Annotated in this window: 20 protein-coding genes and 1 riboswitch; of the genes, 16 read left to right on the top strand and 4 right to left on the bottom strand. The window is 71.4% G+C overall.

Translation table 11 applies throughout. The features are described from left to right. Positions 1–2: 2 nt before the first annotated feature. A complete protein-coding gene (gene flgE / locus AAFN86_RS15685) occupies positions 3–1,295 on the bottom strand; it encodes a flagellar hook protein FlgE (RefSeq protein ID WP_347544297.1) in 1,293 nt (430 codons plus the stop codon). Between flgE and AAFN86_RS15680 the strand changes: the two genes are divergently transcribed. From AAFN86_RS15680 to AAFN86_RS15625, 12 genes are all read left to right on the top strand, one after another. Continuing rightward, positions 1,264–2,988 (top strand): flagellar hook-length control protein FliK, encoded by a 1,725-nt coding sequence (locus tag AAFN86_RS15680; protein ID WP_347544296.1) that lies wholly within the window; start codon positions 1,264–1,266, stop codon positions 2,986–2,988. The genes flgE and AAFN86_RS15680 overlap by 32 nt on opposite strands. A 14-nt stretch (positions 2,989–3,002) precedes the next feature. Next, positions 3,003–3,665, top strand: coding sequence for a flagellar hook assembly protein FlgD (locus tag AAFN86_RS15675; protein WP_347544295.1), 663 nt, complete (start codon positions 3,003–3,005; stop codon positions 3,663–3,665). 161 nt (positions 3,666–3,826) lie between these two features. Next, positions 3,827–5,473, top strand: a complete 1,647-nt coding sequence (fliF, locus tag AAFN86_RS15670; protein ID WP_347544294.1) for a flagellar basal-body MS-ring/collar protein FliF — start codon at positions 3,827–3,829, stop codon at positions 5,471–5,473. Positions 5,474–5,483: 10 nt separating this feature from the next. Then, a complete protein-coding gene (gene fliG, locus AAFN86_RS15665) occupies positions 5,484–6,476 on the top strand; it encodes a flagellar motor switch protein FliG (protein ID WP_347544293.1) in 993 nt (330 codons plus the stop codon). A 1-nt stretch (position 6,477) separates the two neighbouring features. After that, positions 6,478–7,116, top strand: coding sequence for a hypothetical protein (locus tag AAFN86_RS15660; protein ID WP_347544292.1), 639 nt, complete (start codon positions 6,478–6,480; stop codon positions 7,114–7,116). A 3-nt stretch (positions 7,117–7,119) separates the two neighbouring features. After that, on the top strand, positions 7,120–7,443 hold the full coding sequence (gene fliN, locus AAFN86_RS15655) for a flagellar motor switch protein FliN (protein ID WP_347544291.1): 324 nt from the start codon (positions 7,120–7,122) through the stop codon (positions 7,441–7,443). A gap of 2 nt (positions 7,444–7,445) precedes the next feature. After that, complete coding sequence (locus tag AAFN86_RS15650) at positions 7,446–8,819, top strand: sigma-54 dependent transcriptional regulator (RefSeq protein WP_347544290.1); 1,374 nt, start codon at positions 7,446–7,448, stop codon at positions 8,817–8,819. Between the two features lie 57 nt (positions 8,820–8,876). After that, positions 8,877–10,883: a flagellar biosynthesis protein FlhA gene (gene flhA / locus AAFN86_RS15645; protein WP_347544479.1), complete on the top strand. Its 2,007-nt coding sequence runs from the start codon at positions 8,877–8,879 to the stop codon at positions 10,881–10,883. A 265-nt stretch (positions 10,884–11,148) separates the two neighbouring features. Continuing rightward, positions 11,149–12,072 (top strand): hypothetical protein, encoded by a 924-nt coding sequence (locus AAFN86_RS15640; protein WP_347544289.1) that lies wholly within the window; start codon positions 11,149–11,151, stop codon positions 12,070–12,072. Next, the gene (locus AAFN86_RS15635) at positions 12,069–12,842 is read left to right on the top strand and encodes an AAA family ATPase (RefSeq protein ID WP_347544288.1); all 774 of its coding nucleotides are present in this window, start codon (positions 12,069–12,071) and stop codon (positions 12,840–12,842) included. Before AAFN86_RS15640 ends, AAFN86_RS15635 begins: the two co-directional genes overlap by 4 nt. A gap of 31 nt (positions 12,843–12,873) precedes the next feature. Then, entirely contained in the window at positions 12,874–14,052 is a 1,179-nt protein-coding gene (locus AAFN86_RS15630) for an OpgC domain-containing protein (RefSeq protein WP_347544287.1), read from the top strand. 5 nt (positions 14,053–14,057) lie between these two features. Further along, on the top strand, positions 14,058–14,792 hold the full coding sequence (locus tag AAFN86_RS15625) for an SGNH/GDSL hydrolase family protein (RefSeq protein WP_347544286.1): 735 nt from the start codon (positions 14,058–14,060) through the stop codon (positions 14,790–14,792). A 148-nt stretch (positions 14,793–14,940) separates the two neighbouring features. Here AAFN86_RS15625 and AAFN86_RS15620 read toward each other — a convergent pair whose 3' ends face one another. After that, entirely contained in the window at positions 14,941–16,611 is a 1,671-nt protein-coding gene (locus AAFN86_RS15620) for a formate--tetrahydrofolate ligase (RefSeq protein ID WP_347544285.1), read from the bottom strand. 183 nt (positions 16,612–16,794) lie between these two features. On the opposite strand from AAFN86_RS15620, the gene AAFN86_RS15615 reads away from it, so the two are divergent. Then, positions 16,795–17,460: an OmpW family outer membrane protein gene (locus AAFN86_RS15615; protein WP_347544284.1), complete on the top strand. Its 666-nt coding sequence runs from the start codon at positions 16,795–16,797 to the stop codon at positions 17,458–17,460. A gap of 105 nt (positions 17,461–17,565) precedes the next feature. Beyond that, positions 17,566–18,540 (top strand): tripartite tricarboxylate transporter substrate binding protein, encoded by a 975-nt coding sequence (locus AAFN86_RS15610; RefSeq protein WP_347544283.1) that lies wholly within the window; start codon positions 17,566–17,568, stop codon positions 18,538–18,540. A gap of 146 nt (positions 18,541–18,686) precedes the next feature. Here the strand turns inward: AAFN86_RS15610 and AAFN86_RS15605 are convergent, their stop codons facing one another. Continuing rightward, positions 18,687–19,793, bottom strand: a complete 1,107-nt coding sequence (locus tag AAFN86_RS15605) for a 2-aminoethylphosphonate--pyruvate transaminase (protein ID WP_347544282.1) — start codon at positions 19,791–19,793, stop codon at positions 18,687–18,689. Positions 19,794–19,876: 83 nt separating this feature from the next. Beyond that, entirely contained in the window at positions 19,877–20,188 is a 312-nt protein-coding gene (locus AAFN86_RS15600; RefSeq protein WP_347544281.1) for a hypothetical protein, read from the bottom strand. Between the two features lie 40 nt (positions 20,189–20,228). Continuing rightward, a riboswitch (SAM-I-IV-variant riboswitch) is annotated at positions 20,229–20,337 on the bottom strand. Positions 20,338–20,614: 277 nt separating this feature from the next. Between AAFN86_RS15600 and dapA the strand changes: the two genes are divergently transcribed. Next, the gene (gene dapA / locus AAFN86_RS15595) at positions 20,615–21,529 is read left to right on the top strand and encodes a 4-hydroxy-tetrahydrodipicolinate synthase (protein WP_347544280.1); all 915 of its coding nucleotides are present in this window, start codon (positions 20,615–20,617) and stop codon (positions 21,527–21,529) included. Between the two features lie 202 nt (positions 21,530–21,731). Continuing rightward, positions 21,732–22,478, top strand: a complete 747-nt coding sequence (gene map / locus AAFN86_RS15590; protein ID WP_347544478.1) for a type I methionyl aminopeptidase — start codon at positions 21,732–21,734, stop codon at positions 22,476–22,478. The last annotated feature ends 14 nt before the right edge of the window (positions 22,479–22,492 follow it).

The following is a 22,492-nucleotide window of genomic DNA, read 5'->3' as shown; positions in this document are numbered from 1 at the left end:
CCTCAGCGCCGCATGTTGATGGTGTCCTGCAGCATCTCATCCGTCGCGGTGACGATCTTGGTGTTCGCGGTATAGGCGCGCTGGGCGATGATCAGCTTCGAGAACTCGGCGGCGATATCGACGTTGGAGCCTTCGACGGAACTGATCGCGAGCTGGCCCGCGCCGTTGTTGCTGGCGTCGGAGGTCCGTGCCTCCCCGCTCTCGACCGTGCGCATGAAGGCCTGGCCGTCCAGGCGCTGCAGCGCGTCGGGATTGTTGAAGGTGGTGACCGGCACGCGCGCGACGACGCGCGACTGGCCGTTGTCGTAGTTGATCGAGATGTCGCCGTTGTCGCCCACCGTGACCGAGGAATAGGAGCCGAGCGGTACGCCGTTCTGGGCGAGGTTGCGCACGGAGTATTCGTCCTGCGCGTATTGGGTGACGCCGCCGGCCACGTTGAAGGCGCCGAGGTCGAGCGTCACGGTCTGCGGCCCCTGCCCGAAATCGGCGGTGAAGGTCACCGTGGCGGGATCGCCGGCGACCGCCGCGCTGCCGGCGAAGGTACCGGACGCATTGGCGAAGCTGCCGATGGTGCCGTCGGCCGAAGTGGGGGTCGCGGCCTGGCCGAACTGCACGTCGATGGTGCCGAGCGAACCGCCCGCCGCCGCCGAGGAGATGTCCAGCGTCCAGGTGTTGGACCCGTTCGGCGTCCAGGTCATCGTCATTTCCTGCAGCGCGCCGAGCGAATCATAGACGTTGATCGGCGTGGTGACCGCGGTGGTGCCGGTGGCGGGCAGGTTGGCGGACAGCTCGATGCTGGTGGTGGCGATCGGGTTGAACACCAGGTCGCTGATCTGGATCGGCTGGATCTGCGTGCGGTCCGGATTGCCCGAGGCATCCACGCTCCAGCCCTGCAGCACATAGCCCGAGCCGTTGACCATGTAGCCTTCGCGGTCGAGCTGGAAGTCGCCGGCGCGGGTGAAGAACTGCCGCTCGTCGAAGGTGACCTTGCCGTTGGTGGTGCCGGTCGGCCGCGCCACCGAGAAGAAGCCCTGGCCCGAGATCGCCATCGACAGTGGGTTCTCGGACTGGGAGATCGTGCCGGCGACGGTGTTGGTGTAGTCGGGCCGCGCCACCACCGAGCCCGGCCGGTGCACCGTCGCGGTGCTTTCCGTCAGGTAGGACACGAAGTTGGTGTCGGTGCGCTTGAAGCCCACCGTCTGGCTGTTGGCGACGTTGTCCGACACATGCCCGAGGGCCCGCGCCTGCGCATTGAGGCCGGTGATGGCGGTGGTCATGGAGGCGAACAGGGACATCGGGTTCTCCGCGAAAGGCGAGACGGGCGCGGTGGCGCAGCGCTGGCGGACGCAGCGCAACCGACGTGCCAGCCCGGTGGCGGGATTGGTCGGCGCGACCTGCCGGGGCGCGGCAGTTTGTGCCGGCGTGGCGGCAGGCGCTGCCCGGCGCGGCGGGCCACGGCGCTGGCGTGCGGCTTGCGTTGCCGGCCGGCGGCGCGCCGAAGCGCCGGAAGGTCCCGCCCCGATGGATTGCACCGCCTGCCCGCCCTCGCCATCGCCGGGTGCCGCGCCGCCCGCCGGCATCGCGGCACCTGCCGCGACCGTCGGCGGCCCGGCGGGCGGCTTTGCCGCGCTGATCGCCCAGGTGGCGCAGGCAACGACGCAGGGCACCGACGCCACGGCCGCCACGCCGACCGGCATCCCTGGCGCGGCGGGGATCCAGGCGAAGCCGGCCGGCACCCGGCCCGCGCCGATTGCCGCCGGGCCAGGCGCGGTGCAGGCCGGCCCGATTGCCGCGCCGGTTGCCGCGCCGAATGGGGAGGTACCGATACCCTCCGGGCCGCCTCCGGCGCCCATGGTGCCCGTCGGGGCACCGGCCGAGGCCACCGTCTCGACGGATCCGGAAATACGGCCTCCGCCCGCCCCGCAGCCCGTCGTCCCGGCCACGACCGGTGACCCGGCACCGGTCGTGGCGCATGCGCCACCGGCCGCCGAACCGATCGCCGAGGGGACGGAGGAGGCGGATGCAGAAGCCACCCTGGCGTTGCAGATGGTGTCTGCGGCGCCGGAGCCCCGCGATGCGCCGCCACCGCCGCTACCGCCCGAGGTCCCGGCGGCCATCCCCGGGCGCGGGCCGCCGGACGCGACGCAAACCGTCGGGGCCGCGCTGGTGGCCGTTGCCGCCACCGTGGCGCCCTCACCGCCGCCCAGCACGGCGGAGGCCCCGCCCGCAGCGATGCCCGACCGCGGCACCACGCCGGCGGGCCGCCAGCCGGCCAGCGCGGGCGCGACCGCGCCCCCCCGGTCGGAGACGACCGCCGCGCCCCCCAAGGCGGCCGAGCCGGCCGGGCCCGCGCCGGCGGCCGTGATGACCCGGCAGCCCGCGACGGGCGCCGCGCCCGCGATGACGGCCGAACCCACCGCCCCGCGCCCCACCGCCCCGGAACATCCGGTTCCCGAGGCGACGCCGGCCACCGGGACACCGGCTCCGGCACCTGTCGTGCCGCCGGCAGCGCCGCCGCAGGCCAGCGCGTCGCCACCCGCCGCGGCGCCGCCGCCGGCCACGCCGGCGCGCCAGATCGCGCCGGTGGTCGTCGCCGTCGCCATCGCAGGCGGCACGGCGCGGCTATCCGTCACGCTGGAACCGGCCGAACTCGGTCGGGTCGAGATCAGCGTCGAACGCCAGGGCGAGACCACCGATGTGCGCGTCATTGCCGAACGGCCCGAAACGCTCGCGCTGCTCCAGCGCGACCAGCGCGAACTGGATCGCACCCTGACGCAGGCCGGCATTGGCAGCGAAGGGCGCAGCCTGTCGTTCAGCCTGTCCGACGGTGGTGCCGGCGGCTTCGCCCAGGGCCGCGAGGGCGAGGCGGAGCGGCTGGCACGCGGCATGCGTGGCGCCGGTGGCGGCGCGGCCGCCGTTGCCGACGCACCCGCCGCCGTCGCCGCGCCGCCGCGCCGGCTGCTTTCGCTGCTCGACCTTGCCGTCTGAGAAGGACCACGCCGATGTCAGGAACCATCGCCAACGCCACCGCCGCCGGCAGCACCGCCGCCGGAAGCGCCACGACGCGCCTCGGGGCGGATCTCAACACGTTCCTGACCATGCTGACGACGCAGCTGCAGAACCAGGACCCGACCAATCCGCTCGATACCAACCAGATGACGAACCAGCTCGTGCAGTTCGCCTCCGTCGAGCAGCAGATCGCAATGAACCAGAACCTGACCTCGCTGGTCTCCCTGCAGCAATCGGCGCAGCTGACCGCCGCGGCGCCGATGATCGGGCGGCGGGTGGAAGTCGCCTCGGATCGGGTCGCGCTGCAGGGCGGCAGCGCCGAGGTCCGCCTGCCCGCTGCCGGCACCGCGCGCACCGCCGAGATCACCGTGTCGGATTCCGCCGGCCGCACGCTGCGCCAGCAGACCGTCACACTGGGGACGGGCGCGACAGGCTGGACCTGGGACGGCAGGAACAGCGCCGGCGTCACCCAGGCGGACGGCGCCTATGCGGTCCAGGTCAGCGGGCGCGACGCCAATGGCGTGGCGGTCACCCTGCCCCACACCGTGCGCGGCACGCTCACAAGTGCGCAGCGCGGCACCGACGGGTTGACCTTGAGCATGGGGGCGCTGTCGCTGGGCTTCGACAGCCTGCGCAGCATCCTGCCCGATAGCTAAGGCGCCATGGTGAGCGCCCGATGCGGCTGCCGCCATCGGTTCCGCCCGTATTAACCGCACCGCAACCCCGGCCCGGCAAAGTCTGCCGCAGGCGGCAGGAGGCGGCCTCGGATGCGGCATGTGCGGCGCGATGCGAATAACGGGGCGGCATGGGAGAGGGCGTGATCGCGCAACTGCGCGGCTTCGGGCCACTCCGCCTGTCGCTGCTCGGCGGTGCCGGGCTCGCCGTGCTGGGGCTGCTCGCCTGGTTTGTGCTGCGCGCCGGGCAGCCGCCCATGGCATTGCTGTATGGCGAACTCGACCCGCGCGATGCGGGGCAGGTGGTCGCCGCGCTCGAACGCGCGCGCATGCCCTTCCGGATCGAGGCTGGCGGTACCCGCATCCTCGCCCCCGAGGACCAGGTGCCGCGGCTGCGCCTGACATTGGCGCGCGAAGGCCTGCCGCAGGGCGGGTCGGTCGGCTATGAAATCTTCGACCGCGGTGAATCGCTGACCACCACGCCGTTCCAGCAGGATGTGAACCGGCTGCGCGCGCTGGAAGGCGAGATCGGACGGTCGATCCGCCAGCTCTCGGGCGTGCGCGGGGCGCGCGTGCATCTGGTTCTGCCGCGGCGCGACGCCTTTTCCCGCGAGCGGGGGGAGGCGCAGGCCTCGGTGGTTCTGACCATGCAGGGCGCGCAGCGGCTGGACCGGGAAGGCGTGCAGGCGGTGCTGCACCTGGTGGCAACCGCCGTGCCGGGCCTGCGGCCGCAGGCCATTTCGATCGTCGACAGCCGTGGCGCGCTGCTGGCACGGGGCGGCCAGGCGCTGGCCGGGCCCGCCGCCGCCACCTCGCAGGAGGAGATGCGCCACGCGCAGGAACTGCGCATCGCTCGCGCGGTGGAGGAAATGCTCGAACGCACGCTGGGCCCCGGGCGGGTGCGTGCCGAGGCGACGGTCGAGATGGATTTCGACCGCGTGCAGACCACCGAGGAACGCTTCGACCCGGACAACCAGGTCCCGCGCAGCCAGCAGAGCTCGCAGGATTCCTCGCGCGGATCGGAAGGCGGCGCGGCGACGGTGCAGAACAACGTGCCCAACGCCGATCCCAATGGCGGCGCCAGCACGACGCAGGAAAGCCGGCAGGAGGAGACGACCAACTTCGAGATCGGCCGCACCACCCGCAACACGGTGCGCGAGCATCCGGTGGTGAAGCGCGTGTCGATCGCGGTGCTGGTGGACGGCGTGTGGGAAACCCCGCCCGGCGGCACGCCCGCCTTCCGCGAACGCACCACCGAGGAGATCGCGCGCATCGCATCGCTGGTGCAGGGCGCGGTTGGCTACGACGAACGCCGCGGCGACCGCGTGCAGGTCGTCTCCCTGCGCTTCGCCGAACCGCCGGCGGTGGATGGCGCGTCGGCGCCGGGGATGTTCGACCTGAACTTCAGCAGCACCACCATCGCGCGGCTGGCGGAAAGCGCGATCTTCGCCCTGGTGGCGCTGCTCGCCATCCTGCTGGTCGGACGCCCCGCGGTGGGCCGGCTGGTGACGCTGGCCGCGCGGCCGGGCGTGGCCGGCGCGGTCGCGGGCACCGCCGCGATCGCCAGTGCGTATGCCGGGTCAGGCACGCCTGCGCTGCCGGGCCAGCCCGGCACTGACCAGGCCGCCCTGCAGCACACCACCGAGGAGGAAGCCGCGATGATCTCGCTCGCCATGGTCGAGGGGCAGATGCGCGCCTCCTCGATCACCAAGCTGCAGGACCTGGTGGAACGCCATCCGGAGGACGCACTCGGCGTGGTGCGTCGCTGGATGACGCCGGATGCGACGTGAGGACGCGGCTATGGCCCTGAAAGGTGCCCAGAAGGCCGCGACCTTCATGCTCGCGATCGGCGAGGACCACGCCTCGCGGCTGTTCGCCAAGATGCATGAGGACGAGATCCGCGACATCTCCCAGGCGATGGCCAATCTCGGCTCGGTGCCCGCCGTCGCGGTCGAGGAACTGTGCAAGGAGTTCGCCGAGAATCTCGGCCAGACCGGCAATCTCGTCGGATCCTGGGAGACGACGGAGCGCATGCTGCTCAAGACGCTGCCGCGCGAGCGCGTCGCCCAGATCATGGAGGAGATCCGCGGCCCCGCCGGGCGCACCATGTGGGACAAGCTCGGCAACGTGAATGAGGCGGTGCTCGCCAACTACCTCAAGAACGAATACCCGCAGACCGTCGCGGTGGTGCTGACCAAGGTGAAGGCCGACCACGCCGCGCGCGTGCTGTCCCTGCTGCCCGAGGGATTCTCGATGGAGGTCATCATGCGCATGCTGCGCATGGAGACCGTCCAGAAGGAGGCGCTGGACGGCGTCGAGCGCACGCTGAAGGCCGAGTTCATGTCGAACCTCGCCCGCGCGCAGCGGCGCGACGCGCATGAGATGATGGCCGAGATCTTCAACAATCTCGACCGCCAGTCGGAAACCCGCATCCTGGCCGCGCTGGAGGAGCGCAACCGCGACGCGGCCGAGCGCATCCGCGGGCTGATGTTCACCTTCGACGACCTCGGGCGGATGGATGGCGCCGGCGCGCAGATCCTGATGCGCGCGGTCCCGAAGGAGCAGCTGACCCTGGCGCTGAAGGGCGCATCGGACGCGCTGCGCGACCTGTTCATTAAGAACATGAGCGAGCGTGCGGCGAAGATGCTCAAGGAGGACCTCGCCAATCTGGGCCCGGTCAAGCTGCGCGACGTGGACGACGCGCAGGCCGCGGTGGTGATCCTGGCCAAGGACCTGGCGGCGCAGGGCCAGATCCAGATGCAGGACAGCCGCGAGGAGGAGATGGTCTACTGACATGGCCGACCTTTTCGCCCGGACCGCCACCGAACCCCCCGCGCGGCACTTCATGCCGACGCTGCTGGTCGCAGCCCTCGATGCCGCGCGGCGCGAGGCGACGCGGCCGCTGCCGCCCCCGCCGCCGTCGATCGAACCCTTGCTTGCCGAGGCGCGGCAGGGCGGCTGGGCGGACGGCCTCGCCGAGGGGCTGCGCCGCGCCGCGGACACGCAGCAGGCCGCCGCCGCCCGCGCCGCCGAGGTTGCCGTCGAGGCGCTGCGCCACGGCCATGACGCGGCGCGCGAGGCGGCCGGGGCGGTCGCGCAGGATCTCGCACGGCTGGTGATCGCCATGCTCGACGCCGCGCTGCCGGGCCTCGCGGCGGATCATGCCGCGCCGCTTGCCGCCGCCTTCGCGCGCCGCGTCGCCCCGGTGCTCGAGGTGACGCCGGAGGCGCGGCTGCTGGTGCCACCCGGCCTCGGCGATGCGGTGCGCGCGCTGCTCGGCGCCAGCGTCATCGCGGTGGAGGAGGATGCCAGCCTGCCGCCGGGCGATGCGCGGGCGACCTGGCGCGGCGGCGGCGCGGCCCTCGACCTGGCGATGCGGCGGCAGGCGATCGGCCGTGTCCTCGAATCATCCGGCCTCGGGCCGAAGGAGTAGACCATGTCCGGATCCACCGGCTTCGAACCCGTCTCCGCCGCCTCCGAGGAGGCGCGCCAGGCGGCCTCCGCCCCGGCGCGCGAACTGGAAGCGGTCTATGACATTCCGGTGCAGATCAGCGCGGTGCTCGGGCGCGCGACGATGCAGGTGTCGCAGTTGCTCAAGCTCGGGCGCGGGGCGGTGGTGGAACTGGACCGCAAGCTCGGCGAGGCGGTGGACATCTACGTCAACAACCGCCTCGTCGCGCGGGGCGAGGTGGTGATGGTCGATGACAACCGGCTCGGCGTGACGATGACCGAGATCGTGAAATCCGACCGGGGCGTCTGACCATGGCGCGCATCCTGATCATCGGCTCGATGGAGGCGGAACTCGGCATCGCGGCGCGCATCGCCGCCGCGCGCGGCGCGAAACTGGCCGTGGCCGAGGGCGCGGCGGCCGGGCTGGCGCGGCTGCGCGCCGAGGGTGCCGACCTCGTGCTGTGCGACGTGCTTCACGACGTCGCCTGGCTGATCGAACAGATGGCGGCCGAACGCATCGCGTGTCCGGTGGTCGCCTGCGGGCGGCCCGACGATGCCGATGGCGCGGTGCGCGCGATCCGGGCCGGTGCCAAGGACTTCCTGCCGCTGCCGCCGGATGCCGACCTGATCGCGGCGATGCTGGAGGCGGTGGCCGGCGACCCCGAGAAGCCGGTGGTGCGCGACCCCGCGATGGGCGCGCTTCTTGCCCGCGCCGAACAGGTGGCGCGCGCCGAGGCTTCCGTTCTGATCATGGGCGAGAGTGGCACCGGCAAGGAGGTGCTGGCGCGCCACATCCATGCGGCGTCGCGCCGGTCGCGCGGGCCGTTCGTCGCGCTGAATTGCGCCGCACTGCCGGAAGCGTTGCTGGAATCGGAATTGTTCGGGCATGAGAAGGGTGCGTTCTCCGGCGCGGTTGCGTCGCGGCGCGGCAAGTTCGAACAGGCCGAGGGCGGCACGCTGCTGCTGGACGAGATCGGCGAGATGGACCCGCGCCTGCAGGCCAAGATCCTGCGCGCCATCCAGGAACGCGAGATCGACCGGCTGGGCGGTCATGCGCCGGTGAAGATCGATGTGCGCATCCTGGCCGCGACGCATCGCGACCTTGCCACCGAAGTGGCGCACAACCGCTTCAGGGAGGATCTCTATTTTCGCCTCGCGGTGGTGCGGCTGCGCATCCCGCCGCTGCGCGAGCGGCCGGGCGACATCCTGCCGCTGGCGCGCCATTTCGCCGAACGCTATGCGCGCGCCAACGGCCTGCCGCTGCGCGGCCTGGCGCCGGCGACCGAGGCGCTTCTGCTTGCCCATCCATGGCCGGGCAATGTGCGGGAAATCGAGAACACGCTGCACCGCGCCGTGCTGCTGGCCGAAGGGCCCGGCATCGGGCCGGATGCGATCGACCTGCTGGAACACCGTCCCGCGCCGAATGCCGAGGCGCCCGTCGCGACACGGCCGATCGCGGCATCCGCCCCGCCGGTCGCGGCGCTGGTCGGACGCCGGATGGAGGAGGTGGAGCGCGACCTGATCCTCGAGACGCTGTCGCATTGCCTGGGCAACCGCACGCGGGCTGCGGAGATGCTGGGCATTTCCATCCGCACGCTGCGCAACAAGCTGCACGAATATCGCGCGGTCGGTGTCACGGTGCCGCCGGTGCCCGGCCAGGCGCCCATCCCCCTGCCGATCGGGTAGCGCGTGGGATCGATCGCCCTGCCGGGCTGGCTGCGTCGCGCCCAGCCGGGCAACGACATGACGCTGGCGCTCGGCGTCGCGGCGCTGCTGGTGGTGCTGGTGGTGCCGCTGCCCACGGTGCTGCTGGATGCGTCGCTGGCCATATCCATCACCGTGTCCGTTCTTGTGCTGATGGTGGCGCTGTTCCTGCGCCGGCCACTCGACTTCACCTCCTTCCCCACGCTGCTGCTGCTGACCACGCTGCTGCGGCTGGCGCTGAACGTCGCCACCACCCGCACCATCCTGACGCATGGGCATGAGGGGGAAGGGGCGGCGGGGCATGTCGTCTCGGCCTTCGGCGGCTTCCTGATGGGCGGGGATGTCGTCGTCGGGCTGATCGTGTTTGCCATCCTGCTGGTGGTGAACTTCATGGTCATCACCAAGGGGTCGGGGCGCATCGCGGAAGTCGCGGCGCGCTTCAGCCTCGATGCCCTGCCGGGCAAGCAGATGGCGATCGATGCCGACCTGTCCGCCGGCCTTGTGAACGAGACGGAGGCACGCCGCCGGCGCCGCGAGCTGGAGGAGGAAACGGGCTTCTACGGCGCCATGGATGGTGCCGCGAAATTCGTCCGCGGCGATGCCATCGCCGGGCTGATCATCACCTTCATCAACCTGCTCGGCGGCATGGCGATCGGCGTCGCCCGGCACGGGCTCTCGGTCTCCGAGGCGGCGCAGACCTTCTCGATCCTGACCGTGGGCGACGGGCTGGTCAGCCAGATCCCGGCGCTGCTCGTTTCGGTGGCCGCCGGCATCGTGGTGACGAAGGGCAGCACGGAAGGCACCGCCGATGAGGTGATGATCGGGCAGCTTGGCGCCGGGCCGAAGCCGCTTGCCATCGCGGCCGGCGCCGCGGCGCTGATGGCGCTGCTGCCGGGCATGCCGATGCTGCCCTTCCTGGCGCTGGCAGGTGGTGTCGGTGCCGCGGCGTGGGCAACGCATCGGCGCGCGGCTGCGCCGCCAGCAGCGCAGGATGCACCCGCCATCGCCGCCGAACCTCCGATCGCCGAGACGCTGCGCATCGACCTGCTACGGCTCGAACTCGGCTATGGACTGCTGTCGCTGGCTGCCGGCGATGCGCCGCGGCTGACCGAACAGATCAAGGGGTTGCGCCGCTCGATCGCGCAGGACATGGGTTTCGTGCTGCCATCCGTGCGCATTCAGGACAACCTGTCGCTCTCGCCCGACACCTATGCGATCCGCGTGAAGGAGATCGAGGCCGGGCGCGGCCGGTTGCGCCCGCCGCTGCTGCTGGCGATCGACCCGACCGGCGGCGTGCCGAACCTGCCCGGCGAACGCTGCCAGGAACCGACCTTCGGCCTGCCCGCGATCTGGATCGAGGAAGCGCATCGCGAGGAAGCGCTCGCGCGCAACTGCACCGTCGTCGATGCCGCCGGCGTCGTCGCCACGCACCTGACGGAACTGGTGCGGGAGAACATGGCCGAGCTGCTCTCCTTCGCCGAGACGCAGAAGCTGATCGACGAATTGCCGACCGAACACCGCAAGTTGGTCGCCGACCTGGTGCCCGCGCAGATCGGCATGGGCGGCATCCAGCGCGTGTTGCAGGCATTACTCGCCGAACGCGTGTCGATCCGCGACCTGCCGACCATCCTGGAAGGCATCCAGGAAGCCAATGCCGCGGGCGCGCGGTCGGTGACCGGCATCCTCGCCATCGTGCGGGCGCGGCTGGCGCGGCAATTGTCGGACGCGGCGCGCGGGCCGCAGGGCTATGTGCCGATGATCACCCTGTCGGCGGATTGGGAAGTCGCCTTCACCGAGGCGCTGATCGGCCCGCCGGAGGAACGCCAGCTCGCCATGGCGCCGTCGCGGCTGTCGGACTTCATGGAGCGGCTGCGCTCCGCCTTCGACGCGGCGACATCGGCCGGGGAACAGCCGGCGCTGATCTGCTCGGCGCCGATCCGGCCGCATGTGCGCGCGATCGTGGAACGCTTCCGGCCGGCGACGATGGTGCTGGCGCATACCGAGATCCATCCGCGGGCGCGGATCCGCACGGTGGGGACGCTGTGACGCGGCGCGCGAGTGGCGGGACGTGCCAGAGAGGAGCGTCGCCCCTCTCCGCACCTCACCCAACCAAAGACCGGTGGGCCTCTGGAAACCATCACCTGGTGCAGGGCGCCGGAGTTGGGTCACGCGCCGGGTGCCGGGCCCTTCGGCTGCCTGCCGATCGCGCCGAACCACAGCGCCCGGGCACCAAATCCCCGCGGTCCAGGGGCCCGTTGGCCCCTGGCGGGGTGGTTCGGAGGGGCGGCGCCCCTCCGATCGGAGCCCCCCCATGCGCCTGAAGACCTACCGCGCTGCCCGGATGCCGGAGGCGATGGCGCTGCTGCGCGAGGAACTCGGCGCCGAGGCGGTGATCCTGTCCACCCGCCGCACCGCGCAGGGGGTCGAGGTCACCGCGGCCCTCGAGCCTGAGGAACCGCTGATGATCCCGCCGGCGGGCCCGGCAAGCCCGGCCGCGGCAACCGGCCCCCTGACTTTCCACAACCCCCCGGCGGCCTTCACCGCCGCCCTGGGGCACGGCCCGCTCGACCAGGCGCTGGCCGCCTCGCTGGGCTTCGCGCCGCTGCCGGATGGGCGGGACCGGCCAGTGATGCTGGTCGGCCCGCCGGGCGCGGGCAAGACGCTGACCTGTGCGAAGCTCGCCGCCCGGCTGGTGCTGGCCGGCGTCCCGCCGGTCGTCGCCACCACCGACGGGCAGCGCGCCGGGGCAACGGCGCAGCTGGCCGCCTTCACCGGCGTGCTGGGACTGACGCTGGCCGTGGCGCAGTCGCCCGCGGCCTTGGGCAAGGCGCTGGCACGGCGGCTGCCAGGCCAGCCCGCGCTGGTGGACAGCGCCGGTTGCGATCCCTTCGATGCGCGTCAGGCGGTCGCGCTGCATGCCCTGGCCGCCGCCGCGCAGGCCGACCTGGTGCTGGTGCTGCCCGCCGGGCTCGACGCCGCGGAAGCCGCCGACCTGGCCCGGGCCTTCGCGGCCCTTGGCGCACGGCACCTGGTGCCGACGCGCCTTGATGCCGCACGGCGGCTCGGCGCCGTGCTTGCCGCCGCCGAGGCCGGACCGCTGCTGCTGACCGAAGGCGGCACCAGCCCCGAGGTGGTGGATGGCCTCGAACGTCTCACCCCCGCGCGGCTGGCCGCACGCCTCGTGGCCGCGCCACGCCGCGGCGCCCTGCACCCGGCCGAGGAGGCCGCATCATGATCCCAGCCGCCACATCCCCGGCGCCCGCTGCCGGCCAAATCCTCGCCATTGCCTCGGGCAAGGGGGGGGTGGGCAAGACCTGGTTCGCCATCACCCTGACCCAGGCGCTGGCGCGGCAGGGGCTGCGCGTGGTGCTGGTCGATGCCGATCTGGGCCTCGCGAATGTCGATGTGCAACTCGGCTTCCAGCCGGCGCGGGACCTGTCCGCCGTGATCGGCGGCGTGGTGACGGCCGAGGAGGCCGCCATCGCCCACCCCGGCGGCTTCGACATCCTGGCCGGGCGGTCGGGGTCGGGCGCGCTCGCCATGCTGGATGCCGGCTCGCTGGCCGCGGTGCTGGCGACGCTGCCGCGCCTGGCGGCGCGCTGGGACCGCGTGGTGGTGGACCTGGGGGCGGGGCTGGAAGCGCCGCAGCGCCGCATCGCCGCGGCGGCCGACACGCTGCTGGTGGTCGCCACCGAGGAACCGACCAGCCTGACCGATGCCTATGCCGTGCTGAAGCTGCATGGCCGCGACCGGCCGGGGGGCGATGCGCGCGTCGTCGTGAACCTGGCGGCGGATTCGGTGGCGGGCGCGCGCACCCATGCGGCGCTGGCGCGTGCGGCGGCCACCTTCCTGAAGCGGGAGGTGCCGCTGGCCGGGGTGATCCGCCGCGATGCCAGGGTGCGCGACACGATCCGCCACCAGGCGCCGCTGCTGACGCGCCACCCCGGCTGCAACGCGGCCCGCGATGTGGAGGCGATCGCGCGGAGCCTTGCCGCCGCGCCGTAACACCTCATCGCTTGCGGCGCGGAGCAGTCTGGTGTTCACCGGACCAATGTTCGCACTCGTCCGTCTGGACCGGGACCTGCGCGTGGATTTCGTCCGCGGCTTCTCGCTGTGGGCCATCTTCGTGAACCACACGCCGGGCAATTGGCTCGGCCACCTCACGCCGCGCAACTACACCCTGGCGGATGCGACCGAGGCCTTCGTGCTGCTCGCCGGCTATGCCGCGGGGCTTGCCTATGGCCGCGTGATGGACCGGCAGGGATGGTTCTTCGCGGCGTCGCGCGTCATGGGGCGGGTGTTCACCCTGTATGTCGCGCACATCTTCCTGCTGGTGGTGTTCACCGCGCAGGTGGGTCTGTCGGCCGCACGGCTCGACAGCGCGGCCTACCTGGACGAGCTGCACCTCGATCCCTTCGCCTCCGATCCCTATCGCGCGCTGCTCGAGGCGCTGCTGCTGCGCTACCAGCCCTCCTTCCTCAACATCCTGCCGCTGTACATCACGGTGCTGGCGATGTTCGCGGTGGCCATGCCGCTGATCCGCCGGCCGTGGCTGATGCTGGCCTTGTCGGCGGCGCTGTGGGCTGCGGCGCGGGTGTTCGACATCACCCTGCCCTCCTGGCGCGGGGAGGACTGGTTCTTCAACCCGCTGGCCTGGCAGCTGCTGTTCTTCATCGGCTGCGCGATGGGCTACCGGCCCCCGAACGGGCATCCGCTGGGCGTGCCCTGGCGGCGCTGGGCCGGGGTGCTGTGCGGCGTCATGCTGGCCGCCGGGGCGGTGATGACGGTCCTGATCTACTACCAGTGGGAATTCGCCGAGACGCGGCTGCCGGCCTTCGCACCCTATCTGGCAGCGATCGACAAGGCCTCGCTGCACCCGCTGCGGCTGATGACCATCCTGGCGCTGACCTACCTGATCGCGCATCTGGTGCCCATGGACGCCGCCTGGCTGCGCGGCCGCCTGGCGCGGCCCTTGATCCTCATGGGCCAGCAGGCGCTCCCGGTGTTCTGCGCCGGCATTGCGCTGTCCTTCCTCGGCCGCGTCGCGCTGGAGGACGCCGATGGCTGGGGCATGCAGGTCATGGTCAACATCGGCGGCGCCGCGGCGCTGGTCGGGCTCGCCCTGCTGACCGCCTGGTACGGGTCGGAGAAGCGCGGCAGCCGCCGGCTGGCAACAGCAGGCTTGCAGCAGCCCGCCGCGACCGATAACGGTTGAGTGAGATGCGCGGCATCCTCGCCCTGCTGGTCGGCCTGATCTTCTCGTTGCCGGCCGCGGCGGCGCAGGGGCCGGGCTGCGGCGCCCCGGAGGAATGGCTGCAATCCCCGCCGCTGCCCGCGACCGCCACCGGCATCGCCACGGGGCGGCTCAGCATTCTCGCGGTCGGCACGGCCTCGGTGACCGGGGCGGGGACCAGCAGCCCGGCGGCAGCCTGGCCGGCGCGGCTGGAGGCCTTGCTGCGCGAACGGCGCCCCAACCTGCAACTGCGCTTCGAAGTGCGCGGGACGCGCGGCAGCACGGCTGCCGACCAGTGGCGGCAGATCGAGGAGGCGATGCGCGCCGGCCCGCTCGACCTTGTGATCTGGCAGGCGGCCACCACCGAGGCGCTGCGCAGCCTGCCGATGGACGACATGGCGGCGATCATCGGTCCGGGGCTCGACCGGCTGCACGCCCGCGGCATCGATGCCGTGCTGATGGGCATCCAGTTCAGCCGCTTCCTGCGCGCCAATGTGGATGTCGATCCCTACCGCGACGCGCTGCGGGTGCTCGCGGGGGCCGGACATGCGGGGTACTTCTCCCGCTACGACATCATGCGCGCCTGGGCGGAGGCCGGCACGGTGGATGTGGAACGCGCCGCACGCGACCGCCGCACCGCCGAGGTCGACACGCTGAACGACTGCCTGGCGCGGGCATTGGCGGCATTCATCCGCGATGGGGTGGAGGAAGCGCGGCGGTAGCTGGCCCGCACAGGGCCCTGCCCCATGGGCGCGACGATGCCGGGCCTGATGAACCAGGCAGGAGCGCCGCCCCCTGATGCGACGACATCCCCGCGGCGGCAGCTTCGGGCTGAAGCCGCCGGCAGCGCTTCCCTGACCCCACCCGCCGTCAGAACAGGCCTTCGATCCGGCCCGCGGCGTCCAGGCGAATGGCCTCGGCCGCGGGGACGCGCGGCAGGCCCGGCATGGTCATGACGTCGCCGCAGATCGCCACCACGAATCCCGCGCCGGCCGACAGCCGCACCTCGCGCACCGGCAGCACATGGCCTTCCGGCGCGCCGAGCTTCGTTGGGTCCGCGCTGAAGGAATACTGCGTCTTGGCTATGCAGACCGGCAGGTCGCGGAAGCCGTCTTCCTCGAAGCGCTTCAGCTTCGCGGCGACGGGTGCGGGGATGGAGATGGCGGCGGCGCGATAGACTTCGCGCGCCACCGTCTCGATCTTGCCGGCGAGCGAGACATGGTCGGTGTAGAGCGGCGCGAAATCGGCCGTGCGCCCGGCGATCAGCGCGTTGACCGCCTCGGCAAGCTCGACTGCGCCCTGCGCCCCGTCGCCCCAATGGGTACAGAGGATGGCGCGCGTGCCCAACGCCCGCATCGCGTCCTGCACGGCGGCGATCTCCGCCTCGGTGTCGGAGGTGAACTTGTTGAGGCCGACCACGACCGGGATGCCGAACTTGCCGACATTCTCGACATGGCGGGCGAGATTGACCACGCCACGCTTCACCGCGGCGACATCCTCGCGCCCGAGGTCGGCCTTGGCGACGCCGCCATGCATCTTCAGCGCGCGCACCGTGGCGACCACCACGCAGGCGGCCGGCTTCAGCCCGGCCTGGCGGCATTTGATGTCGAGGAACTTCTCGGCCCCCAGATCAGCGCCGAAGCCGGCTTCCGTCACCACCACATCGGCGAGCTTCAAGGCGAGCCGCGTCGCCATCACCGAATTGCAGCCATGGGCGATGTTGGCGAAGGGGCCGCCATGCACCAGCGCCGGCGTTCCCGCGATGGTCTGCACGAGGTTCGGCGCGAAGGCATCGCGCAGCAGCACCGCCATCGCGCCATCGGCCTTGATGTCTTTCGCGGTGACGGACGTGCCGTCGCGCCGCTGCCCGACGACCATGCGCCCGAGCCGCGCCTGCAGGTCCGCCAGGTCCCTCGCCAGGCAGAACACGGCCATGACTTCCGAGGCGACGGTGATGTCGAAGCCATCCTCGCGCGGGAAGCCGTTCGCCACGCCACCCAGGGAGGAGACCACCGAGCGCAGGGCGCGGTCGTTCATGTCGAGCGACCGGCGCCAGGAGATGCGCCGCGCATCAAGCCCCGCCCCGTTACCCCAGTAGAGATTGTTGTCCACCATCGCGGCGAGCAGGTTGTTGGCGCTGGTGATGGCGTGGAAGTCGCCGGTGAAATGGAGGTTGATGTCCTCCATCGGCAGCACCTGCGCATGGCCGCCGCCGGTCGCCCCGCCCTTTACGCCGAAGCAAGGGCCGAGCGAGGGTTCGCGCAGCGCGATCATCGTTTTCGTGCCGATGGCGTTCAGCGCGTCGCCGAGCCCGACCGTGGTCGTCGTCTTGCCCTCGCCGGCCGGGGTCGGGCTGATGCCGGTGACCAGCACCAGCGCGCCATCGGGGCGGCCCTGCTGCGCGGCAATGAAGTCGAGCCCGACCTTCGCCTTGTACTTGCCATAGGGCTCGAGCGCATCCGCGGGGATGCCGGCCTTCGCGGCGATCTCGTGGATCGGCTTCAGCGTCGCGGCGCGCGCGATGTCGAGGTCCGTTGCCATGCCCTCATCCCCCCGTTGGATTTCGTCCCAGCGCGCTTACGGGCAGTGTTGCAGGCTTGCAAGTCCGTCCGTGCGAATTCGACGGCAGCGCGACAGCGCGGCGTCGATTGCGTTGCATCAAAGATCACGCAGGGGATCGCTCCTACGCGGGCCACGTCGGACCAACACAGGGGAGTCCCGACCATGATCCGCAAGTCCATTCTGCTCGCCGGAGCGGCCGCCATGGGGCTTCTCGCCCTGCCGGCGATCGCGCAGGAGAGTTCCACACCCGTCCGCGGCAAGCAGGCCGGAGACTTCATGATCGGCGCCAGCGTCATCGGCGTGGTGCCCATGAACGGCGGCAGCGTCGACATCATCGGCGGCACGCCGGACGTGTCGAACTCCGTCACCGGGCAGCTCGACTTCACCTATTTCTTCACGCCGAACGTCTCGGTCAACCTGATCGCGGCGACCACCCGCCATGATGCGGAAGTGTCCGGCAGTGCGATCGGCACCGTCGATCTCGGCCATGTCTGGGCGCTGCCGCCGACCCTGACCGTCCAGTACCACCCGCTGCCGACGGAACGATTCAGCCCCTATGTCGGTGCGGGCGTGAACTACACGATCTTCTATGGCGAGGGCGGTGGGTATTCGGCGCCGGTCACTGGCGTGGATGTGCGCAACGCCTTCGGCCTCGCGCTCAATGTCGGGCTTGATGTCGAGATTGCGCCGAACTGGCTGCTGAACCTCGACGTGAAGTGGCTGTACCTGCGCCCAGATGTCGCGGTGGAAACCACGGTCGGGCGCATCAACGCGACGGCGAACATCGATCCGTGGATCTTCGGCATCGGCGTGCGCTACCGCTTCTGAGGGTGCCGGGCGGGGGGCCGGCCCACCGCGATACGGGCGGCGGCGGGCTTCGCGCCGGCGCAGGATCACATTACGCTCCGGTCCAATCATGCCGGAGGAACCAAGATGATCCATCGCCGCGCGCTGCTCGCCGCCGGGTCCGCCGCCGTCCTGGCCGGCACCGCCCGCGCCCAGGATGCCTGGCCGACGCGGCCCGTCTCCATCCTTGTGCCCTTCGTCGCGGGCGGTCCGTCCGATATCGTCGCGCGGGTCATCGCCCAGCGCATGTCGATGACCCTGGGTCAGCCGGCGGTGGCGGAAAACCGACCCGGCGCGAATGGGGAAGTCGCCGCGCGTGCCGTTGCCCGCGCCACGCCGGATGGCCACACGCTGCTGGTCGGGTCGATCGGCGTCTTCGCCATCAACACGGCGCTGCGTCCCACGCTCGGCTACGATCCGGTACGCGAATTCGCGCCCATCACGCTGGCCGTCACCACGCCCAATGTGCTGGTGGTGAATGCCCAGCGCGTGCCCGTGAACACGTTTCAGGAGCTGGTCGCCTGGCTGAAGGCGAATCCCGGCCGCACCTCCTACTCCACCTCGGGCGTCGGTTCCTCGGACCATCTGACGATGGAACTGTTCAAGCAGGAGACAGGCACCGACCCGACCCATGTGCCCTATGGCGGCGGCGCGGCGGCGGCGACCGACCTGATCGCCGGCAATGTGCAACTGTCCTTCCAGAACCTCGGCACCGTGGCGGCGCATATCCAGGGCGGGCGGTTGAAGGCGATCGCCGTCACCTCCCGCCAGCGCCATCCGGTGCTGCCGGAGGTGCCGACCGTGATCGAAAGCGGCATCGCGGATTTCGAGGTGACGTCCTGGCAGGCGGCGATGGCGCCGGCGAATGTGCCGGCAGCGATCCTCGCGCGCCTCAACGCCGAAGCCACCGCCGCGCTGAAGCATCCCGAAAGCGTGCAGCGGCTGGAACAGATCGGCTTCACGGTCGTCGCGGGCAGCGCCGCCGACTACAGCCGGTTTCAGCGCGCCGAGATCGGGCGCTGGCGGCGCGTGGTGCAAACGGCGGGCATCCGGCCGGAATAGGCACGGGATGTATCAGGGGAGGGTTCTGCCCTCCCCTGCACCCCTATCCGCCAAGGGCCTGAGGGCCCTACCCGGCCGGAGATTCAGCGGGGCGCTTCGCAGGGCGCGACCTTGATCGCCGGTGCGCCATGCCCCCGATCCCGTTCTCACGCCGCCTTTGCGAGCACGTCATCCAGCGCGGTCCCGATCGCCGCGACAGCGCGGCGCATGTCGTCGGGCGTGATGGCGCCGATCGCGCCGATGCGCATGGTGGGCGCGGCGGTGTTGTAGAAGTTGCTGATCAGCACGCCACGGCGCTTCAGCGCATCGACGAAGGTCATCAGGTCGAAGCGCGGATCGGCCGGTTGGTGGACGGTCACGATCACCGGGCCCTGATGTTCGCGCGCAAGGTAGGGCGTGAGGCCCAGGCCGACGATGCCGTCGTAGAGGATATCCGCATTGGCCTGGTAGCGGGCGCGGCGCGCCGGCTGGCCGCCTTCGGCCTCATACAGGTCCAGCGCCACGTCGAAGGCCGCGATCGCCTGCACCGGCGGGGTGAAGCGGATCGACCCCCAGCCCGACCGCTTGGCATGCGCCAGCACATCCGACAGGTCGAGCGACCAGGACCCGGCCTGGCCGGCGCAGGCCTCGGCACGGTCGATGCGCGCGACCGCGAAGCCGATGCCCGGCATGCCTTCCAGGCACTTGCCCGAGGTGAACACGAGCACGTCGCATTCCGGGTGCTCGGCCAGCGGGAAGGGCAGCACGCCGAAGGCGGAGACAGCATCGAGGACCAACCGCTTGCCGGCCGCATGCAGCGCGCGGCCAATGCCATTCGCGTCGTTCACGATGCCGCTGCCGGTCTCGTTGAACACCATCGCGACGGTGCCGATGGCTGGGTCGGCCTCCAGCGCCGGCATGATGTCGGCCGCCGTCGCACCACGCGTGTCGGGCAGTTTCAGTTCCACCACGACGCGCCCGGCTTCCCGTGCGAGGCGCGCCATGCGCTGGGCATAGGCACCGTTCATCGGGATCAGCACCTTGGCCCCGGGGGCGACGAAGGTGCGAAGCGCGGCTTCGGAGACGAAATGGCCCGCACCCTGCAGCGGCAGCGTGGCGTGCACGCCCGGCGTGCCACCGGCCACACCCACGATACGGTCCCGGATGCGGGCATAGACGGCCTGGAAGTCGCGGTCCCAGGGGGCGATGTCTTGGGCCATCGCCGCCTTGACCTCGGGGCGGGTCTGCACAGGGCCGGGAATGAGGAGGAGCATGGCGTCGCCGTTCCTGCGGAAAGGAAGCATGGGTTCTGCCGCGCCTTGCGGTGCCGGCGCAACCCGTCCGCCCGCATGGCGGCTCAGCTGCCGGGGCGCGGCCCGCGGCGGCCATCGGCCTCGGCGACGCGATCCTGCAGCCAGGCCCGCAGCGCGGCGCGCCGGTCGCCCGGTTCGGCACGTTCGAGGAACACGGCCAGGTGCCCCGGCCGGCGGTCCGGCACCACCCGGTAGGCATGGGTCCAGGGGCCATGTCCCTGATGCAGCACGACATACAGCCAGGACGCCTCGGTGCGGCCCAGCCGCGTGGTCCAGGCGCACAGGGCGACGAATTCCGCCTGGTCGCCGGGGGCGAGCAGCAGGTCGAGATCGGGGGCGGGTGTCACGTCCAGCATTGCGGTCCTCCGTTTGTCGGGACCGGACGCAATGCGGCTTCGCGTCCCGTTTGGTTGCCGGAGCGGCCGCATCCCCCCTTGCGGAGGCCGCCACCTTGCCCGGGAAGGCAGGTTGGCGTTGGGCGCCGGCCCAACTCTTGATGCATGGCCAGATAAGCCACCATGGGGAGGAATTGGCAAGGGTCCGGGCGGATGGAGGTGCTTTTCTCCGTTCCGGCCGCCTTGACGGGGACGATCGCGCCGGCCGATGCTCCCGCGGTGACCCTGCGTCGTTCCAAGCCCGCCGCCTCGAAAAAGTGCCCTGCCAGGGGCACGACGGATCGGCGCGCGCGGTAGCCACAGCGCCCCAGGATCATGTTGAACCCCGCCGGTTTGGACGGGGTTCACCACAGGTCCCGTCTCCGGCATCCGAGGAGACGAACCACGATGCAACCTATTCACCCCGATGTCGGCGGACTCTGGCTGCCGCTCGTCACGCCATTCCGCGACGGCGCGCTTGATGAGACGTCGCTGCGCCGGCTGGCGCGGCACTACGCGGCGGAACCGCTCGACGGCCTGATCCTGGCGGCCACCACCGGCGAGGGCCTGACCCTCGACGATGACGAGACCGAGCGCCTGGTCGCCGTGGTGGCGGAGACCCTGGCCGCGGCGGGCCGGCGCCTGCCGGTGTTCCTCGGCCTGTCCGGCAGCGACACACGAAAGATGACGAAGGCGCTGCGTGCGATCGCGGATTGGCCGGTCGACGGCACCCTGATCGCCTGCCCGTACTACACGCGCCCCTCGCAGGACGGGATGATCCGACACTTCACCGCCCTGGCCGGGACCACGGCGCGGCCGATCCTGATCTACAACATCCCCTACCGGACCGGCGTGAACCTCGGCAATGCGGCGATGCTGGAACTCGCCGCGCTGCCCAATATCGTGGGGGTGAAGGACTGTTCGGCCGACATGGCGCAATCCTTGGACCTGCTGCGCCGCAAGCCGGCAGGCTTCGCGGTGCTGACCGGGGAGGACGCGATGTTCCACCCCATGCTCACCCAGGGTGCCGAAGGCGGCATCACCGCCTCCGCCCATGTCAGGACACGGGGCTTCGTCGCGGTGCGCGACCTGGTGCGCGCGGGCGACGCGGCGGGCGCGCTGGTGGCGTGGCACGCGATCTGCGACCTGCCGCCCCTGCTGTTCGCCGAGCCGAGCCCAGCGCCGATCAAGCATTGGCTGTGGCGGGAGGGCCTGATCGACAGCCCAGAGGTCAGGCTGCCGATGACGCCGGTGAGCGATGCGCTCGCCGCGCGGATCGGGCGCGCGGTCGAGGCCATGCGCATCGACCGGGTCGCCTCCTGAGCGCCGTCGCGTTGGGGAGGGGGCGCCGCCCCTCTCCAAATCTCACTGCACCAGGCCACGGTGTGGCCTGGACCGCCGGGATTGGTGCCGGGCGAAAAGATCCGTGCGCCTCGTCGCGTGACCGCCGGGCAGCATGACCCCGGGGCGTTGCGCCGCTGCGCCCGACCGGACATAGAGCGCCGACAGCAACCGGAGAAACCCACTGACCATCGAGAACGAAGCCCAACTCGACAAGCTGCGGAAGGTCGGCGGGCTGGTGGCGCGCACCCTGGCCGCGATGGGCAGGGCGCTGGAACCGGGCATGATGACCAGGGAGCTCGACACTCTCGGGCGCGCGCTGCTCGAGCGCGAAGGCGCGCGATCCGCGCCCGAGCGCAGCTACGGATTTCCTGGCGCCACCTGCATCTCGGTGGCCTCCGACTGCGCCCACGGCATCCCGGACGACACCGTGGTGAAGGCAGGCGACCTGATCAACATCGATGTCTCGGCCGAGCTCGACGGCTATTTCGGTGACACCGGGGCGAGCTTCGCCGTCCCGCCGGTACGCCCCGATATCGAACGCCTCTGCCGAGATGGTCGCCGGGCGATGTGGGCCGGGATCCGGGCGGTGAAGCCCGGCAGCCAATTGAATGCGGTCGGCCGCTCGATCGAGGATTTCGCCCGAAGGAAGGGCTACAGCCTGGTGCGCAACCTCGCGAGCCACGGCGTCGGCCGTACCCTGCACGACGACCCGGGCGAAATCCCGACCTGGTACGAACCGCGTGACAGGCGCCGAATCCCCGAAGGCCTCGTCTTCACCATCGAGCCCTTCCTGTCGCTCGGCGCCGACCAGGTGGAGCAGCGGGATGACGGCTGGTCCCTGCGTCCGCCGGGTCATCAGCCCACCGTGCAGTACGAGCATACGCTTGTCGCCACCAGGCGCGGGCCGTTGGTGCTGACCCTCGCCTGACCCGGCGCATCGGG

Origin of the sequence: Roseomonas sp. CAU 1739 (assembly GCF_039839775.1) — a bacterium.
Taxonomy (GTDB): Bacteria; Pseudomonadota; Alphaproteobacteria; order Acetobacterales; family Acetobacteraceae; genus Neoroseomonas.
The sequence above is the reverse complement of the archived record's forward strand: the minus strand, read 5'-3'. Positions and strand labels throughout refer to the sequence as shown.

What these genes read in the sequence shown, in the direction of transcription:
- AAFN86_RS15680 (WP_347544296.1), top strand. Translation starts at nt 1,264, where the DNA reads ATGGCGGTGGTCATGGAGGCGAACAGGGACATCGGGTTCTCCGCGAAA.
- flgE (WP_347544297.1), bottom strand. Translation starts at nt 1,295, where the DNA reads ATGTCCCTGTTCGCCTCCATGACCACCGCCATCACCGGCCTCAATGCG.
- AAFN86_RS15675 (WP_347544295.1), top strand. Translation starts at nt 3,003, where the DNA reads ATGTCAGGAACCATCGCCAACGCCACCGCCGCCGGCAGCACCGCCGCC.
- fliG (WP_347544293.1), top strand. Translation starts at nt 5,484, where the DNA reads ATGGCCCTGAAAGGTGCCCAGAAGGCCGCGACCTTCATGCTCGCGATC.
- AAFN86_RS15660 (WP_347544292.1), top strand. Translation starts at nt 6,478, where the DNA reads ATGGCCGACCTTTTCGCCCGGACCGCCACCGAACCCCCCGCGCGGCAC.
- fliN (WP_347544291.1), top strand. Translation starts at nt 7,120, where the DNA reads ATGTCCGGATCCACCGGCTTCGAACCCGTCTCCGCCGCCTCCGAGGAG.
- AAFN86_RS15650 (WP_347544290.1), top strand. Translation starts at nt 7,446, where the DNA reads ATGGCGCGCATCCTGATCATCGGCTCGATGGAGGCGGAACTCGGCATC.
- flhA (WP_347544479.1), top strand. Translation starts at nt 8,877, where the DNA reads ATGACGCTGGCGCTCGGCGTCGCGGCGCTGCTGGTGGTGCTGGTGGTG.
- AAFN86_RS15640 (WP_347544289.1), top strand. Translation starts at nt 11,149, where the DNA reads ATGCGCCTGAAGACCTACCGCGCTGCCCGGATGCCGGAGGCGATGGCG.
- AAFN86_RS15635 (WP_347544288.1), top strand. Translation starts at nt 12,069, where the DNA reads ATGATCCCAGCCGCCACATCCCCGGCGCCCGCTGCCGGCCAAATCCTC.
- AAFN86_RS15625 (WP_347544286.1), top strand. Translation starts at nt 14,058, where the DNA reads ATGCGCGGCATCCTCGCCCTGCTGGTCGGCCTGATCTTCTCGTTGCCG.
- AAFN86_RS15620 (WP_347544285.1), bottom strand. Translation starts at nt 16,611, where the DNA reads ATGGCAACGGACCTCGACATCGCGCGCGCCGCGACGCTGAAGCCGATC.
- AAFN86_RS15615 (WP_347544284.1), top strand. Translation starts at nt 16,795, where the DNA reads ATGATCCGCAAGTCCATTCTGCTCGCCGGAGCGGCCGCCATGGGGCTT.
- AAFN86_RS15610 (WP_347544283.1), top strand. Translation starts at nt 17,566, where the DNA reads ATGATCCATCGCCGCGCGCTGCTCGCCGCCGGGTCCGCCGCCGTCCTG.
- AAFN86_RS15605 (WP_347544282.1), bottom strand. Translation starts at nt 19,793, where the DNA reads ATGCTCCTCCTCATTCCCGGCCCTGTGCAGACCCGCCCCGAGGTCAAG.
- AAFN86_RS15600 (WP_347544281.1), bottom strand. Translation starts at nt 20,188, where the DNA reads ATGCTGGACGTGACACCCGCCCCCGATCTCGACCTGCTGCTCGCCCCC.
- dapA (WP_347544280.1), top strand. Translation starts at nt 20,615, where the DNA reads ATGCAACCTATTCACCCCGATGTCGGCGGACTCTGGCTGCCGCTCGTC.